This is a genomic window from Bradyrhizobium sp. USDA 4506 (genome assembly GCF_054058795.1).
In genome coordinates this window covers 7,280,888-7,295,900 of sequence record NZ_JBSSBM010000002.1, presented here as the reverse complement: position 1 = coordinate 7,295,900, position 15,013 = coordinate 7,280,888, and the positions used below count along the sequence as shown (strand labels likewise).

Annotated in this window: 12 protein-coding genes; 4 read left to right on the top strand and 8 right to left on the bottom strand. The window is 63.9% G+C overall.

The genetic code is table 11. The features are described 5' to 3' along the window. Positions 1-87: 87 nt before the first annotated feature. Positions 88-513, bottom strand: coding sequence for a DUF1330 domain-containing protein (locus ACVIHF_RS36445; RefSeq protein WP_028335618.1), 426 nt, complete (start codon positions 511-513; stop codon positions 88-90). 137 nt (positions 514-650) lie between these two features. On the opposite strand from ACVIHF_RS36445, the gene ACVIHF_RS36440 reads away from it, so the two are divergent. Beyond that, positions 651-2,906, top strand: coding sequence for a PBP1A family penicillin-binding protein (locus ACVIHF_RS36440; protein ID WP_456793409.1), 2,256 nt, complete (start codon positions 651-653; stop codon positions 2,904-2,906). 254 nt (positions 2,907-3,160) lie between these two features. Here the strand turns inward: ACVIHF_RS36440 and ACVIHF_RS36435 are convergent, their stop codons facing one another. The 5 genes from ACVIHF_RS36435 to ACVIHF_RS36415 all read right to left on the bottom strand — a co-directional run bounded on the left by ACVIHF_RS36435 (position 3,161) and on the right by ACVIHF_RS36415 (position 8,471). Further along, positions 3,161-4,168: an IS5 family transposase gene (locus ACVIHF_RS36435; protein ID WP_253604163.1), complete on the bottom strand. Its 1,008-nt coding sequence runs from the start codon at positions 4,166-4,168 to the stop codon at positions 3,161-3,163. Between the two features lie 180 nt (positions 4,169-4,348). Further along, a complete protein-coding gene (locus ACVIHF_RS36430; RefSeq protein WP_076824634.1) occupies positions 4,349-5,188 on the bottom strand; it encodes a M48 family metallopeptidase in 840 nt (279 codons plus the stop codon). Positions 5,189-5,386: 198 nt separating this feature from the next. After that, positions 5,387-6,715 (bottom strand): polyhydroxyalkanoate depolymerase, encoded by a 1,329-nt coding sequence (locus ACVIHF_RS36425; protein WP_028341465.1) that lies wholly within the window; start codon positions 6,713-6,715, stop codon positions 5,387-5,389. Positions 6,716-6,843: 128 nt separating this feature from the next. Then, complete coding sequence (locus ACVIHF_RS36420; protein ID WP_253605973.1) at positions 6,844-7,668, bottom strand: ABC transporter permease; 825 nt, start codon at positions 7,666-7,668, stop codon at positions 6,844-6,846. Next, entirely contained in the window at positions 7,665-8,471 is an 807-nt protein-coding gene (locus tag ACVIHF_RS36415) for an ABC transporter ATP-binding protein (RefSeq protein ID WP_456793408.1), read from the bottom strand. Before ACVIHF_RS36415 ends, ACVIHF_RS36420 begins: the two co-directional genes overlap by 4 nt. A 122-nt stretch (positions 8,472-8,593) precedes the next feature. Between ACVIHF_RS36415 and ACVIHF_RS36410 the strand changes: the two genes are divergently transcribed. Together ACVIHF_RS36410 and ACVIHF_RS36405 are read left to right on the top strand one after the other, a co-directional pair. Next, positions 8,594-9,913 (top strand): ActS/PrrB/RegB family redox-sensitive histidine kinase, encoded by a 1,320-nt coding sequence (locus ACVIHF_RS36410; protein ID WP_456793407.1) that lies wholly within the window; start codon positions 8,594-8,596, stop codon positions 9,911-9,913. Between the two features lie 134 nt (positions 9,914-10,047). Next, positions 10,048-10,602 (top strand): ActR/PrrA/RegA family redox response regulator transcription factor, encoded by a 555-nt coding sequence (locus ACVIHF_RS36405; RefSeq protein ID WP_016845514.1) that lies wholly within the window; start codon positions 10,048-10,050, stop codon positions 10,600-10,602. 328 nt (positions 10,603-10,930) lie between these two features. On the opposite strand, the gene ACVIHF_RS36400 is transcribed toward ACVIHF_RS36405, so the two are convergent. Continuing rightward, on the bottom strand, positions 10,931-11,416 hold the full coding sequence (locus ACVIHF_RS36400; RefSeq protein ID WP_456793406.1) for an MmcB family DNA repair protein: 486 nt from the start codon (positions 11,414-11,416) through the stop codon (positions 10,931-10,933). Between the two features lie 217 nt (positions 11,417-11,633). On the opposite strand from ACVIHF_RS36400, the gene ACVIHF_RS36395 reads away from it, so the two are divergent. Then, a complete protein-coding gene (locus ACVIHF_RS36395) occupies positions 11,634-13,334 on the top strand; it encodes an alpha-amylase family protein (RefSeq protein ID WP_456793405.1) in 1,701 nt (566 codons plus the stop codon). On the opposite strand, the gene ACVIHF_RS36390 is transcribed toward ACVIHF_RS36395, so the two are convergent. Beyond that, on the bottom strand, positions 13,322-14,929 hold the full coding sequence (locus tag ACVIHF_RS36390; RefSeq protein WP_253605963.1) for an alpha-amylase family glycosyl hydrolase: 1,608 nt from the start codon (positions 14,927-14,929) through the stop codon (positions 13,322-13,324). The two genes, ACVIHF_RS36395 and ACVIHF_RS36390, sit on opposite strands and share 13 nt — an antisense overlap. Positions 14,930-15,013 lie beyond the last annotated feature (84 nt).

Genomic DNA, 15,013 nt, shown 5'->3' with positions numbered 1-15,013 from the left:
GGCAATCCATCAATTGAGAAGGCCTTTTCTCCGATGGATGCGCGGGTCAAGCCCGCGCATGACGATATCCGCCGACGGCCGACATCGTCACTCCGGAATCTCGCCGAAATTCTTGCCGACCGGCAGCACCGCATGGCGGATCAAGCGCGAATCGTCCACCGCGGCCTGGCGGTGTTTCACGGCCTCGCGATAGACCGGATCGCGGATCATCTCGACGAAGGCAGCGACGCTTGGATATTCCGCGATGAAGCAGTGATCCCAGCGCTCCTCCTGCGGACCGATCAGCATCAGCTCGAAGCGGCCTTGCCAGACGATGCGGCCGCCGAGCCGTTCGAACACCGGCCCGCTCTCGCGGCCATAGGCGGCATAGGCCTCCGCGCCGGTGGCCTTGCGACCGTCGGGATAGGCGGCCCATTCGCGCAAGCGTACCAGGTTGAGCATGTGGATCGGGCCCGGCCGGTTGTTGTCCCGGAATTGCGCGAAGACGTCCTTGGTCGGATCGATATGGCCCATGCGGTGCTCCTTCGTTTCTTGTTCCATCTCTATGTAGCACGCGCTGCCTCACCTCCTAATCCCCCGTTAAGCTTTGCGTAACCGCGCCTTAAACCGGGAACGCTAGCGTGCGCTCTGTCAGGGTGTGAGCGTTGCGGATGGCGTGGGGACGTAAAAAAGGCGGTGCGCGCAAGGAGCCGCTGTTCGGGCTTCCGGCCGCGCTTGCCGACCTCCGACTGTCGCCGTCCGACCGCATTCCCGGCGGCGGCGGCGACAAGCCCGCCAAATCCAAACCCAAAAGCAGCGACAAGGGCAGCGATTCCGGTAGCGAGAAACCGCGCCCGTCGCGCAGCGTCAGCAAGCGGCGCAGCAAGCCGCGGGGCTTTGGCATCGGCCGCCTGTTCTATTGGACCGCGGTGCTCGGCCTGTGGGCCGGCATTGCGGTGATCGGTGTCGTGGTGTGGGTCGGCGCGCATCTGCCGCCGATCCAGTCGCTGGAGATTCCCAAGCGTCCGCCGACGATCCAGATCGTCGGCATCGACGGCAGCGTGCTGGCGCAGCGCGGCGAAATGGCCGGCGCCAACATCGCGTTGAAGGATCTGCCGCCCTATCTGCCGAAGGCCTTCATCGCGATCGAGGACCGCCGCTTCTATTCGCATTACGGCGTCGACCCGGTCGGCATCCTGCGCGCGGCAGTGACCAACCTCCTGCACCGCGGCGTCTCGCAGGGCGGATCGACGCTGACCCAGCAGCTCGCCAAGAACCTGTTCCTGACCCAGGAGCGCACCATGCAGCGCAAGCTGCAGGAGGCCGAGCTCGCGCTCTGGCTGGAGCGCAAGCATTCCAAGAACGAGATCCTCGAGCTCTATCTCAACCGGGTCTATTTCGGTTCCGGCGCCTATGGCGTCGAGGCCGCCGCGCAGCGCTATTTCGGCAAGTCGGCGAAGAACGTGACGCTGCCGGAAGCCGCGATGCTGGCCGGCCTCGTCAAGTCGCCGTCGCGGCTGGCGCCGAACCGCAACCCTGAAGGCGCCGAGCAGCGCGCGCAGGTCGTGCTGGCGGCGATGGCCGATGCCAAGTTCATCACCGAGGCGCAGGCCAAGGCCTCGATCGGTCAGCCCTCGATTGCGGTGAAGCCGGCCGGCGCCGGCACCGTGAACTATGTCGCCGACTGGATCGGCGAAGTGCTCGACGATCTGGTCGGCCAGATCGACCAGGACATCGTGGTGCAGACCACGATCGATCCGAAGCTGCAGAATGTCGCCGAAGCCGCCATCATCGATGAGCTCGCCGCCAAAAGCGTGAAGTTCAATGTCAGCCAGGGCGCGCTGGTGGCGATGACACCGGACGGCGCGGTGCGCGCCATGGTCGGCGGCCGGAACTACTCGGAGAGCCAGTACAATCGCGCGGTCACCGCGAAGCGGCAGCCGGGCTCGGCGTTCAAGCCGTTCGTCTATCTCACCGCGGTCGAAGCAGGACTGACACCGGACACCATCCGCACCGACGCGCCGCTCGACATCAAGGGCTGGAAGCCGGAGAACTACACCCACGAATATTTCGGCTCGGTGACATTGACCCAGGCGCTGGCAATGTCGCTGAACACGGTCGCGGTGCGGCTCGGCGTCGAGGTCGGCGCCAAGAATGTGGTGCGCACCGCGCACCGGCTCGGCATCTCCTCCAAGCTCGAGCCCAACGTCTCGATCGCGCTCGGCACCTCGGAAGTCTCGGTGATCGAGCTGGTCGGCGCCTATGCGCCGTTCGCCAATGGCGGCTACGTGGTGTCGCCGCATGTGGTGACCAAGATCAAGACCAGTTCGGGCAAGCTGCTCTATGACCGTCCGACCGATCCGCCCAACCAGGTGATCGAGCCGCGCTATGATTCGATGATGAACAGCATGATGCGCGAGACGCTGATCTCGGGCACCGCGCGCAAGGCGGAGATCCCGGGCTGGACAGCCGCCGGCAAGACCGGCACCAGCCAGGATTATCGCGACGCCTGGTTCATCGGCTACACCGCCAAGCTCGTCACCGGCGTCTGGCTCGGCAATGACGACAATTCACCGACCAAGAAGGCGACCGGCGGCGGCCTGCCGGTCGAAGTGTGGACCCGCTTCATGAAGGCGGCGCATCAGGGCGTGCCGGTCGCGGCGATCCCGAACTCGCAAGGCAGCTGGGGGCCGGCGAACCTGATGCAGATCTCGTCGCAGGTCACCGCGCCGTCAGCGCCTGCGGGACCGATGCAGATTCAGCCGCCGATGCAGGCATCGCAGCCGCCCGCGCCGGTGCCATCCGGCGGCTATTATCGCCCGCCATCGCCGACGCCGGCCCGCGCCTCGGCGCCACCCAATCCCAACGCGCGGCCGGAGGCAGCGGCCGGACTGGACGGCTGGCTGGCGGATCGGTTGTTTCGATAGAAGTCGGTAGGCGGACGGATCGCGTTGCTCCGTAGCCCGGATGAAGCGAAGCGTAATCCGGGACCAGTCGCGCCATCGGTGAAAACTGCCCCGGATTACGCTTACGCTCCATCCGGGCTACGCACTCAAGCCGTCATCCCCCGCGAAAGCGAGGGCTTTGCGAAAGTCGAGCAATCGACAGGGGCGGGCGCTGGTTGTTTGGGCCTGTTAGTGGCTTGGATGGGTCAGCCATGATGGCTGGATGGCTGGTTTGGTTAGGCGATCTGGGGTGGCGTCCTGGCCCATCGCTGGAGATTGATCGCAGTCGCGGCGAGCTGGAAAGCTGCGGCATTGCGCATCAGGCCCCGATAGCGGGCACGCGCCAGACCGTAGACGCGCTTGAGCAATGCGAACAACGGCTCGATCGGCGCGCGTCGATGCGAGATGACCGCATTACGACGCACCGCCCAAGGTCCCAAGCGAAGCCAGCGGTTGTGTCTGCGCATGATGCCGTCGCGAATATCCATCTCCTTCAACCGCACGCGTCGCGCGATGGTATCGTAGGCTTTGTCAGCGTAGACCGTTGCCTCGTCGCCGCAGATCAGCCCGTCGGCGGGCACGGTGTCGTTGACATTGGCTGGCGTAAAGGCGAGGCGCCGGATGATGCGACTGCCTTGGTCCATCGCCACGTGCATCTTGTAGCCGAAGGCATATTTGCCGTCCTTCTTGGTCCAGGCAGCGTCAGGATCGTGCGCGCTTTTGACCAGTTTGCTGGCCGGCCGCCCGTCCGCATCCGGGGGCAAATCGGGATCCGGTGGTTCGGGTGGATTTACCGCCGAGCGGATCAGCGAAGCGTCGATCAATGTGCCGCGCTTCAAGACGAAGCCGGACTTCTCGATCTGCGCCGTAATCAGGGCGAAAGCGCGCTCCGCCAGCCCGCTCTTGGCCAGTTGTTCGCGGAAACGCCACAGCGTGGAATGATCCGGCACCGGCTCACTCAGCGACAGGCCCAGAAAGCGCCGGAACGACAGGCGGTCCACCAGTGCTTCCTCAAGTCCCGGATCCGACAGACCATACCATTGCTGCAGCAACAGCGCCTTAAACAGCGCCAGCGACGGGTAAGCTGGCGCCCCCATCGACCCGCTGCGCAAGCCGCTCAGCAGCGCTTCAATCGCGTTCCAGTCGACCAGTTCCGACACTCGCTGCAATGGCGCATTGGCCCTGGCCGCGTCATTCATCAGCCCATCTGTAAAGCTCAATTGACCAATCTGGCGCTCCGCCATCCGACCCTCCGGCGAATCCTTCACCAAAAGAGAATCATCCCGGGCGATTTCTGCAAAGCCCTCGCGAAAGCGGGGGATCCAGTACGCCGCGGCCCATCGATTGAAGACAAATGCCTCTGGAATACTGGATCGCCCGCTTTCGCGGGCGATGACAGCAACGGTCGGGGCGAACAGCGCGCCCTACTCCTGAATTCCGTAGCGGTGCAGGTCGTTGCCGTATGTATCGAGCCAGTTCTTGGCGCGGGTCACCGACGCGCAGACCTTGTCGACTACCCGCCAGAACCGTGCCGAGTGGTTCATCTCGACGAGATGGGCGACCTCATGCGCGGCGAGGTAATCGAGCACGAAGGGCGGCGCCAGGATCAGCCGCCATGAGAACGACAGCGAACCCGCCGAAGTACACGAGCCCCAGCGGCTGGACTGATCGCGGATCGAGATCCGGCGTACCCGCACGCCGAGTTCCGCGGCGTGAAGCTGCGCCGCCTTCTGCAGGTCCTTGCGCGCCTCGCGCTTGAGGAAGTCGTGCACGCGGCGATCCATGTACTCGACGCCGCCGGCGACGCAAATGATCCTCTCGCCGCTGTCGCGCGTCTCGGTCCACACCGTGCCGCGCTCGCCCGAGCGGTGCACCAGGCGATGCGGCACGCCGCGCAACGGCACCACGGTGCCGGGCTGGAACGGCGCGGCCTTCGGCAAGCGGCCAAGACGGGCGGCGATCCAGCCGCCATGGAGATTGGCGAACTCCTTGGCTTCCGGAATCGTGCCGCGCGGCGGCATCGTCAGGATCGCTTCACGATCGGTTGGATGTATCCTGAGTGTGTAGCGGCGCGCGCGCCTATGCCGGCGCAACCTGACGGTGAAGAACTGGGAGCCGTGTCTGACCAATACGGTCGCGGGTTCGGCAGGCCGCCGATAGAGGAGCGCGCGAGTAGCCATTTCTGAGAGTCCGGGGAGCAGGAGTTCGCCCGAACTTTGCCATATCCGCCGCCAGGGAAAGCGCTCGGCGCAAAAACAAATCATTTGCCCAATATACAGGGGTCGGACGTTAATTGACCTCTACAGGCAGGGGCTGGAACCGGAATTTTCCCGATGAATCAAGGTTACGAAAAAGGCCCAAAGAATGAAATTATACTCATCCCTTGAACCCTGCCCGATTTGAGATTCTTTTAGTTAAATCAGTGGCTTGCGCGACCGCGAAAATCGCGGCCGGGGCGATACCTATTCGGCGGCGGCGACCAGCGAAAGCCGCGTATTGGCCGCCGAAACCATGAAATCGGAGATCCGCGGCACGATTTCGGAGCGAAAACGCGAGCCGTTGAACACGCCATAGTGCCCAACGCCCTTCTGCACGTAATGCACGCGGCGATGGTTCGGGATCGCGGTGCAGAGCGCGTGCGTCGCCTCGGTTTGGCCAAGACCTGAGATGTCGTCCTTCTCGCCTTCGACCGTCATCAGCGCGACGCGGCGGATCTTCGACGGATCGACCGGCTTGCCGCGATGGGTCATCTCGCCCTTCGGCAACGCGTGCTTGACGAAGACGAGGTCGACGGTCTGCAGGTAATATTCGGCGGTGAGATCCATCACCGCGAGATACTCGTCATAGAATTCGCGGTGCTTGTCGACGAGATCGCCGTCACCCTTGACCAGATTGGCGAACAGCGCCTTGTGCGCGTCCATGTGCCGGTCGAGGTTCATGCTGATGAAGCCATTGAGCTGCAGGAAGCCCGGATAGACGTCACGCATCACGCCCGGATGCGGGAACGGCACCTTGGTGATGACATTGTTGCGGAACCACTCGATGCCGCGCTCTTCCGCGAGGTTGTTGACCGCGGTCGGATTGCGCCTGGTGTCGATCGGCCCGCCCATCAGCGTCATCGACAGCGGCACGAACGGGTCGTTGTTGGCTTCCATCACCGAAACAGCTGCCACGACAGGCACCGAAGGCTGGCACACCGCGATGACGTGCATGTTGCCGCCGAGCGCGTGCAGCATCTCGATCAGGTAGTCGACATAGTCCTCGAGATCGAACCGGCCGGCCGCGAGCGGCACCATGCGCGCATCGGCCCAGTCGGTGATGTAGACCTCATGTGTCGGCAGGAACGCCTCGACCGTGCCGCGCAGCAGCGTCGCATAGTGGCCCGACATCGGCGCCACGATCAGCACGCGCGGCTGCGGCGAACGCAGCGGGCGCGTCAGCTTGCGATCGAAATGCAGCAGGCGGCAGAACGGCTTTTCCCAGATCGAACGGACCTCGACCGGGGTGCGGATGCCGTTGACTTCGGTCGTCGGCAGGTTCCATTCCGGCTTGCCGTAGCGGCGCGTGGTGCGCTCGAACAACTCACAGCCGGCGGCGATCGACTTGCCGAACTCGGTGTGGGTCCACGGATTGAGCGGGTTCTGAAACAGGATCTTGGTGGCGTCGGTCACCGCGCGCACCGGGTTGAGCGACGCATGCGCCATCTCGTACATCCAGTACAACGGCGTCGTGAGTGCCGGGCTGCCTTCCGCCGCTAGTGGCGGGGCACCGCCAAATTCACCGATGGGCATAGTATTTTCAGACCCCTGTTTTGCGCCGCAGCATACTGACCAATGCGTAACAATGCGTCAATGCGCCGCGAGCCGAATCTGGGGGCGATATCGGGCTAAAAGGCCGAGAATCCACGAGAAAGTGACATTTATTCACCACCGCCGAGCAGCGACCCGTTGCGCTTGGCGCTCTGCAAAAGGGCAAGGAAGATCGCAAAAGAGGCAGCGAACAGGACCGCGTTGATGACCAGCGCCCACGCCATCAGGTCGGCGCGGAAGACGTGATCGATCAACAGCGAGCGCATGCCTTCGAACACATAGGTCGGCGGCAGCGTCCAGGCGACAGCTTGCAGCCAGGCCGGCAGCACCTCGACCGGATAGTAGATGCAGGCGAGCGGCATCACCGCGAACATCAGCGTCCAGACGATGCTTTCCGACCCTAACCCGTTGCGCAGCACGAGGCCGGAGGCGAACACGCCGACCGACCAACTCGTGAAGATCAGATTGCAGAAGAACGCGATCAGCGGCAGCCCGATGGCGTAGAAGTTGAAGCCGAAGAAGAACAGCGCCAGCAGCGTCATCGGGATCACGCCGATGGCGAGCCGGATCAGGCTCATGATCATCAGCGAGAGGAGGAATTCGATCGGCTTCAGCGGGCTCATCATCAGGTTGCCGAGGTTGCGCGCCCACATCTCCTCCAGGAACGAGATCGAGAAGCCGAGCTGCCCGCGGAACAGGATGTCCCACAGGATCACGGCGCCGATCAGCGTGCCGCCCGCCTTGGCGAAGAAGCCGGATGCCTGCGAGATGTAATTCTGCAGGAAGCCCCAGGTGATGATCTGCAATGCCGGCCAGTAGACCAGCTCCAGGAGCCGCGGCCACGACGACATCAAGAGGTACCAATAGCGCAGCACCATCGCGTTGATGCGTTGCAGTGAAATGGTGTGCTGGTGCTGGCTGACGAGTTCACTCATGGTGTGCCCTCTGGCGCGCCCTCGCGCAGGCGGCCGCGCGCCACGTCGAGAAACACCTCTTCCAGCGTGTCGCGGTTGTAGCGCGCCATGATCCGCTCGGGGCTGTCGTCGTCCTCGATCTTGCCGCGCTTCATGATGATGACGCGGTCGCAGAGGCGCTCGACCTCCAGCATGTTGTGTGACGCCAGCAGGATGGTCGCGTTATGGGTCTTGCGGTAGGTCTCGAGATGCTGCCGCACCCAGTCGGCGGTATCCGGGTCGAGCGAGGCGGTCGGCTCGTCGAGCAGCAAGAGATCGGGCTCGTTGATCAGCGCCTTCGCCAGCGCGACGCGGGTTTTCTGCCCGGCGGAGAGCTTGCCGTTGGAGCGGTCGAGGAATTCCTTGAGATCGAGATCGTCGGCAAGCTGGTCGATCCGCTCACGCAAATGCTGCACGGCATAGAGGCGGCCGAAAATGGTCAGGTTCTGCCGCACAGTGAGCCGCATCGGCATGTCGACATAGGGGCTTTCGAAGTTCATCCGGCCGAGCACGTCGTAGCGCTGCTCGGGGATTTTTGCACCGAGCACCTCGACGCTGCCCGAGGTCGGCAGCACCAGACCCATGATCATCGCGATCGTTGTGGTCTTTCCTGCACCGTTGCCGCCGAGCAGGCCGGTGATGCTGCCGCGCGCGATGCGGAACGAGATGTCGTCGACCGCGCGGGTGGTCTTGTAGACCTTGACCAGATGCGCAACGTCGATCGCGGCCGATCCGCCCTGATCGACCGCCGGCGTTTGCGCCTGACCTGTCCCGACCTGTTGCATATGGCCGTCATTGAGCCATTGCGACAATAAGCGCAAGGCTTGGCGGTAACCAAGGCTTGCCCTGCATCGTTGCGCTAAGTCGCGAATTTGTGCGCCGCCCACGGCACAGCTAAGGTCCCGGCATGACCGACGTCGCCTCCGATTTCCGCCAACCCCGCCGCTACGTCCGCCTGGATACGATCCTGCGGCTGCGCTGGCTCGCCGCGCTCGGCCAGCTCGTCGCCATCTTCATCGTGGCGCAGGGACTGGAATTCGACGTTCCGATCGTCCCCTGCGTCACCATCGTGACGTTCTCGGCGCTGCTCAATCTTGCACTGCAGATCGCCTTCAACCCGATGCAGCGGCTGGAGCCGGCCTATGCCGCCGCCCTGCTCGCCTTCAACATCGTCGAGCTCGGCGGGCTCCTGTACTTCACCGGCGGATTGCAGAACCCGTTCTCGTTCCTGTTCCTGGCGCCGGTCCTGATCTCGGCCACCGTGCTGCCGATCCGGCTGACGATAGCGCTCGGCTGCCTTGCGGTCGCCTGCGCCTCGGCGCTGTTCTTCTACCATCTGCCGCTGCCCTGGGACGCCGACGATCCCTTGGTGCTGCCGCCGATCTATCTGATCGGCGTCTGGCTTTCGATCCTGCTCGCGATCGGTGTCACCAGCCTTTACGCATTCCAGGTGACGGAGGAAGCGCGCCAGCTCTCCGATGCGCTGGCCGCGACCGAACTGGTACTGACACGCGAACAGCACCTGACCCAGCTCGATGGCCTCGCCGCCGCCGCCGCGCATGAGCTCGGAACGCCGCTGTCGACGATCTTCCTGATCTCGCGCGAGCTCGAGAAGACGGTGCATGACGCGGCGATCGCCGGCGACCTCAAGACCCTGCGTGAGCAGGCGCAGCGCTGCCGCGACATCCTGAGCAAGATCGCGCAATTGTCATCGAGCGGTGCGCCGTTCGACACCATGAAGCTGTCGACCTTGATCGAGGAGGCGGTGGCGCCGCATCGCGATTTCGGCATCAACATCAAGGTGCGGCTTGCTGTCGCAGCAACGCCTGAACCGGTCGCCGCGCGCAATCCGGCGATCCTCTATGGCGTCGGAAACATTCTCGAAAATGCGGTCGATTTCGCGCACCAGACCGTCGAGGTGAACGCGTGGTGGAACGCCGAGACCGTTGAAGTCGTCGTCTCCGACGACGGTCCGGGCATCGCGCCCGACATGCTGAAGCGGATCGGCGAGCCGTATCTGTCGCGTCGCCGAGGTGCGGATGAGGCCCAAAACCCACGTGGGGGCCTGGGTCTGGGCGTTTTCATCGCACGGACGTTGCTGGAACGCGCCGGCGCCAAGGTGTCGTTTACCAATCGCACCTTTCCCGATCACGGCGCCGTGGTGCAGATCGTCTGGCCGCGCGAGCGCTTTGAGGAATCCGCGCCGGGCGACGAAACCGAATCCTAAGAACGATTCTTAATCGCGACCCTGGCATTACGGATGCATTGCTCTTTCCAGACAAGCACGCGACTTTCGGCTGCCTTGGCAGCGCCGCAGTAGGACCCCATATAATAGGGGTCTGCCACAGGGAAAAATGGATCGTGAACGCCATCACTGAACTGAATGACCATGCCGACCGCTCGCTCCTCATCGTCGAGGACGACAAGCCGTTCCTGGAACGCCTGTCGCGCGCGATGGAGACGCGGGGTTTCGCGGTGAAGTCATGCGACACGGTATCTGATGGTCTCGCCGAGATCGGCCGCGCCGCGCCCGCTTTCGCGGTCGTCGATCTCCGCCTCGGCGACGGCAACGGCCTCGACGTCGTTTCGGCGTTGAAGCGCAAGCGCCCCGAGGCGCGCGCGATCGTGCTGACCGGCTACGGCAACATCGCCACCGCCGTCACCGCGGTGAAGATGGGCGCCGTCGATTATCTCTCGAAGCCCGCCGACGCCGATGACGTCGTCGCCGCGCTGCTCGCGACCGGCACCGAGAAGTCCGAGCTGCCGGCCAATCCGATGTCGGCGGACCGTGTGCGCTGGGAGCACATCCAGCGCATCTACGAGATGTGCAACCGCAACGTCTCGGAGACCGCGCGCCGCCTCAACATGCACCGCCGCACCTTGCAGCGCATCCTCGCCAAGCGCGCACCGCGCTAAGCGATCGCTTCATTTGTTTTCGCGATGGCCGGGCTCGTCCCGGCCATTTGCTTTTGTAGGGTGGGCAGCTTCGTAGGATGGGTGGAGCGAAGCGATACCCATCCTCTCTCCCGGTGTCCCGAAGCTGATGGGTTTCGCTTCGCTCTACCCATCCTACGGAATCCAACAAGCTGTCCGTCACCCTGAGGAGCGCGCCCTTGCGCGCGTCTCGAAGGGTCGACGGCCACCAGCCCGGCCGAACCATCCTTCGAGGCTCGCTCCGCTCGCGCCTCCAGCGACAAAGGCGAGGCCTTTGCGCGGGATGACGGGGCAACAGCAATGTTCTTCGCTAAAACTCGGCGTGCCCCTGCGGATCGACCAGCCGGTTGATGCGCTGCGCCGCGGCCATTGCAAAGCGCACCGTCATCGCCTTGCGGGTGGCCGCCGGCAGCCGATGCTCCGGCGCCTCGCAATGCAGATGCCCGCCATAGGCGTCGGCGATGATCAAACCGGTGTCGACGGGAAAGATCTCGCACGGCAGATCCTGCGTGAAGGCGAAGAACAGCCGGTCGCAATGCATCCGGTAGTCCTGCCATTTCTGGTCGGCGCGCAGATCCTCGACCGATGACTTGATCTCGACGATCCAGATCTCGCCGCGCTCGTTCAGCGCCACCAGATCGGCTCGTCGGCCGGACGGCAGCGGCAATTCGCTGATGCACGAAAATCCCAGCGATCTCAGAAGCCTCGCCGTGCCGCGCGCGATCGCAAGCGCGGTCTCCGACTGGCGTCGGTCGGGCGCGGGCACAAGCGCGATCTGGCGGGCGGATGAGTCCATTGCGCGAAGATTAGCCGATTCCACGAGCGCATGATCCGGAAAAGTGGAAGCCGGCTTTCCGCGGGGATCATGCTCCCACCGATACAACGCGGCAGCGTCAGGCCGGCACGGAGCGTCGTCCGTCTCCGTTGTGGGACGGCGCTCCACAGGAACCCGTCGCCGCCTCACCGCTTATCCTCCCGGCCGCCGCCACGGGTGGACTGGTGAGGATTGCCTGGTGATCGACGACCTCTGGTACAAGAACGGAGTGATCTACTGCCTGTCGGTTGGCACCTACATGGATGCCAACGGCGATGGCATCGGTGATTTCAGCGGCCTGCTCCGGCGCCTGGACTATTTGCACGGGCTCGGCATCACGGCGATCTGGCTGATGCCGTTTCAGCCTTCGCCCAACAGGGACGACGGCTACGACATCTCGGATTATTACGACGTCGATCCGCGCTACGGCATGCTGGGCGATTTCGTTGAATTTACCCATGGCTGCCAGCAGCGCGGCATCCGCGTCATCATCGACCTCGTCGTCAATCACACCTCGGATCAGCACGCCTGGTTTCGATCAGCGCGCAGCTCGAAGGACTCGCCGTACCGCGACTGGTATGTCTGGTCGGACAGGAAGCCCGCCAATGCCAATACCGGCATGGTATTTCCCGGCGTCCAGAAATCGACCTGGACGCGCGACAAGCAAGCCGGCGCCTGGTACTTTCATCGCTTCTACGATTTCCAGCCGGACCTCAACACATCGAACCCGCATGTGCAGGCCGAGATCCTCAAGATCATGGGGTTCTGGATTCAGCTCGGCGTCTCGGGCTTCCGCATGGACGCCGTGCCCTTCGTGATCGCGACCAAGGGCGCCTCCAGGCGCAAGCCGGTCGAGCAGTACGACATGCTGCGATCGTTTCGGGAATTCCTGCAATGGCGCCAGGGCAACGCGATCATCCTCGCTGAAGCCAACGTATTGCCCGAGACGGACATGGAATATTTCGGACGTGACGGCGACCGGATGCACATGATGTTCAACTTCCATGTCAACCAGCATCTGTTCTACGCGCTGGCGTCGGCGGATACGAAGCCGTTGGCGAAGGCACTGACGGCGACCAAGCCACGGCCCGCGACCGCACAATGGGGCTTGTTCCTGCGCAATCATGATGAACTCGACCTCGGCCGCCTGTCGAAGCCGCAGCGCGAGACGGTGTTCGAGGCATTCGGTGCCGACAAGAGCATGCAGCTCTACGACCGGGGCATCCGGCGACGGCTTGCGCCCATGCTGGGCGGCGACCGCCGACGCATCGAGCTCGCTTACGGCGTGATGTGCACGCTTCCCGGCACGCCCGTGATCCGCTACGGCGATGAGCTCGGCATGGGCGACAATCTCGACCTGCCCGAACGCGGTTGCGCGCGCACACCGATGCAATGGTCGACCGAGCCACACGCCGGCTTCACCGAGAGCGATCGGCCATGTGTGCCCGTCATCGACAATGGACCGTATGGCTATGAGCACGTCAACGCGGCCAAGCAACGGCGCGACCCCAATTCGATGCTGAACTGGACCGAGCGCATCGTCCGCATGCGCAAGGAAGTCCCCGAGGTCGGCTGGGGAGATTTCAAGGTTATCGCAAGCCGCAATCCCGCCATCCTGATCATCCGCTACGACTGGCGTAACAACTCGGTGCTGTTCGTGCACAATTTCGCGGAAAAGCCGCTCGAGATATCCTTCAACGTCGGGCTGCCCGACGACGCCGGCAATCTTCTGGTCAATCTCCTGACCGAGGACCACAGCCGCGCCGACGAGGCCGGTCGCCACAAGCTTCTGATCGAGGCCTACGGCTATCGCTGGTATCGGGTCGGTGGGCTCGACTATCTGCTCAAGCGCAGCGACATCGATACCATGGAGCCCCGCACCCGGCGTCAATCGTCCTGATGCGGCCCAAGGATCACGCCCTCATTGGCGCGCAGATCGAGCACGCCTTCGACCTTCTCGCCCTGCCGGTCCATCAAGGTCGACAGCAGGACCTCATTGCTGAAGCCGATCGCGCTCGAGGAGACCGACGCGGCGGCCGCGCCGAAGTTCAGCGCGATCACGGCCACGCCCTCAGTGCTGCGCCGCCGGTAGAGCAACACATCACCGTGCGCCGCCACCGGCTCATAGCTGCCATGGACGAGCTGCGGCAGCCTTCGCCGCAGCGCGATCAGCGCCTTGTAGAGATTGAGGATCGACGTCCTCTCGGCTTCGAGACTTGCGACATTGTCGCTGGCAAAATCCTGCGCCAGCGGCAGCCACGGCGGAGCCGTCGAGAAGCCGGCATGGCGCTCGGCGCTCCATTGCATCGGAGTGCGGCAGCCGTCACGGCCGACGCCCATATCCGGCACGTTCTTCTCGAAGGGGTCGCGCACCTGATCCGGCGCAATCGCAACCTGGCGCATGCCGATCTCGTCGCCGTAATAGAGCGTAGGCGTGCCGCGCAGCGTCAGCAGCAGCATCGCCGCGACCGGCGCCTGCGCCGGCCCCACCCGGCTCGCCACCCGCGGCCGATCGTGGTTGCCGAGCACCCAGTTCGGCCACGCCCCCGGCGGCAGCGCCTTTTCGTAGTCGGCGATGATCATCTCGACTGCTCGCGCGCTCCACAAGGTCGACAGCAGCGCAAAATTGAAAGGCATCTGCGCGCCGCGTAGATCGTTACCGTAGTAGGCGACCAGCCGATGCAGCGGCAGATAAATCTCGCCGATCAGCACGCGGTTGTCGAATTCCTCGGTGACGCTGCGCATCTCGGTGATGACGGTGTGCACCTCGAGCTGATCGGTCGAATATTGCGTCAGCAGCTTTTCGTGCGGCGGCCGGCCCTCGCGATAGTGCGGGTTTGTCGGGTTATCGCGGAAGTCGGCATCCTTGATCAGGTGCCAGATCACGTCGACGCGAAAACCGTCGACACCCTTGCGCAGCCAGAAGCGCATCACGTCGTAGATCGCGTCCCTGACCTCGCGATTGCGCCAGTTGAGATCGGGCTGCTGCGCGAGGAAGGCGTGATAATAGTATTGGCCTGAGGCCTCGTCATACGCCCAGGCGCTGCCGCCGAACTCCGACAGCCAGTTGTTGGGCGGGCCGCCGTCCGGCGCCGGATCGCGCCAGATGTACCAGTCGCGCTTAGGGTTATCGTGCGAGCTCTTCGCCTCGATGAACCATTGATGCTGGTCGGATGTGTGGTTCGGCACCAGATCGAGGATCAGCTTGAGGCCGGAATCGTGCGCGGCCGCGACCAGCGCGTCGAAATCCTCCATCGTCCCGAACAGCGGGTCGATGCCGGTGTAATCGGAGATATCGTAACCGAAATCGGCCATCGGCGACGGGAAGATCGGCGACAGCCAGACCGCGTCGACGCCAAGCCGCGTCAGATAGGGCAGCCGCGTGATGATCCCCTTGAGATCGCCGACGCCGTCACCGTCGCTATCCGCGAACGAGCGGGGATAGACCTGATAGAAAATGCCGCGTCGCCACCAGTCCCTGTTGTCCTGATCCATCCCGTCCCCCCAAGCTCGCAGCCCGGCCCAGGCCGCTCCGCGCCCGGAGTGGCCGATCGGTTCAGGGATGACGCACAATTCGGG

Bases quoted from the DNA above. Each gene is read 5' to 3' on its own strand.
- ACVIHF_RS36445 (WP_028335618.1), bottom strand. From the start codon at position 513: ATGGGCCATATCGATCCGACCAAGGACGTCTTCGCGCAATTCCGGGAC.
- ACVIHF_RS36440 (WP_456793409.1), top strand. From the start codon at position 651: ATGGCGTGGGGACGTAAAAAAGGCGGTGCGCGCAAGGAGCCGCTGTTC.
- ACVIHF_RS36435 (WP_253604163.1), bottom strand. From the start codon at position 4,168: ATGGCGGAGCGCCAGATTGGTCAATTGAGCTTTACAGATGGGCTGATG.
- ACVIHF_RS36430 (WP_076824634.1), bottom strand. From the start codon at position 5,188: ATGATTTGTTTTTGCGCCGAGCGCTTTCCCTGGCGGCGGATATGGCAA.
- ACVIHF_RS36425 (WP_028341465.1), bottom strand. From the start codon at position 6,715: ATGCCCATCGGTGAATTTGGCGGTGCCCCGCCACTAGCGGCGGAAGGC.
- ACVIHF_RS36420 (WP_253605973.1), bottom strand. From the start codon at position 7,668: ATGAGTGAACTCGTCAGCCAGCACCAGCACACCATTTCACTGCAACGC.
- ACVIHF_RS36415 (WP_456793408.1), bottom strand. From the start codon at position 8,471: ATGCAACAGGTCGGGACAGGTCAGGCGCAAACGCCGGCGGTCGATCAG.
- ACVIHF_RS36410 (WP_456793407.1), top strand. From the start codon at position 8,594: ATGACCGACGTCGCCTCCGATTTCCGCCAACCCCGCCGCTACGTCCGC.
- ACVIHF_RS36400 (WP_456793406.1), bottom strand. From the start codon at position 11,416: ATGGACTCATCCGCCCGCCAGATCGCGCTTGTGCCCGCGCCCGACCGA.
- ACVIHF_RS36390 (WP_253605963.1), bottom strand. From the start codon at position 14,929: ATGGATCAGGACAACAGGGACTGGTGGCGACGCGGCATTTTCTATCAG.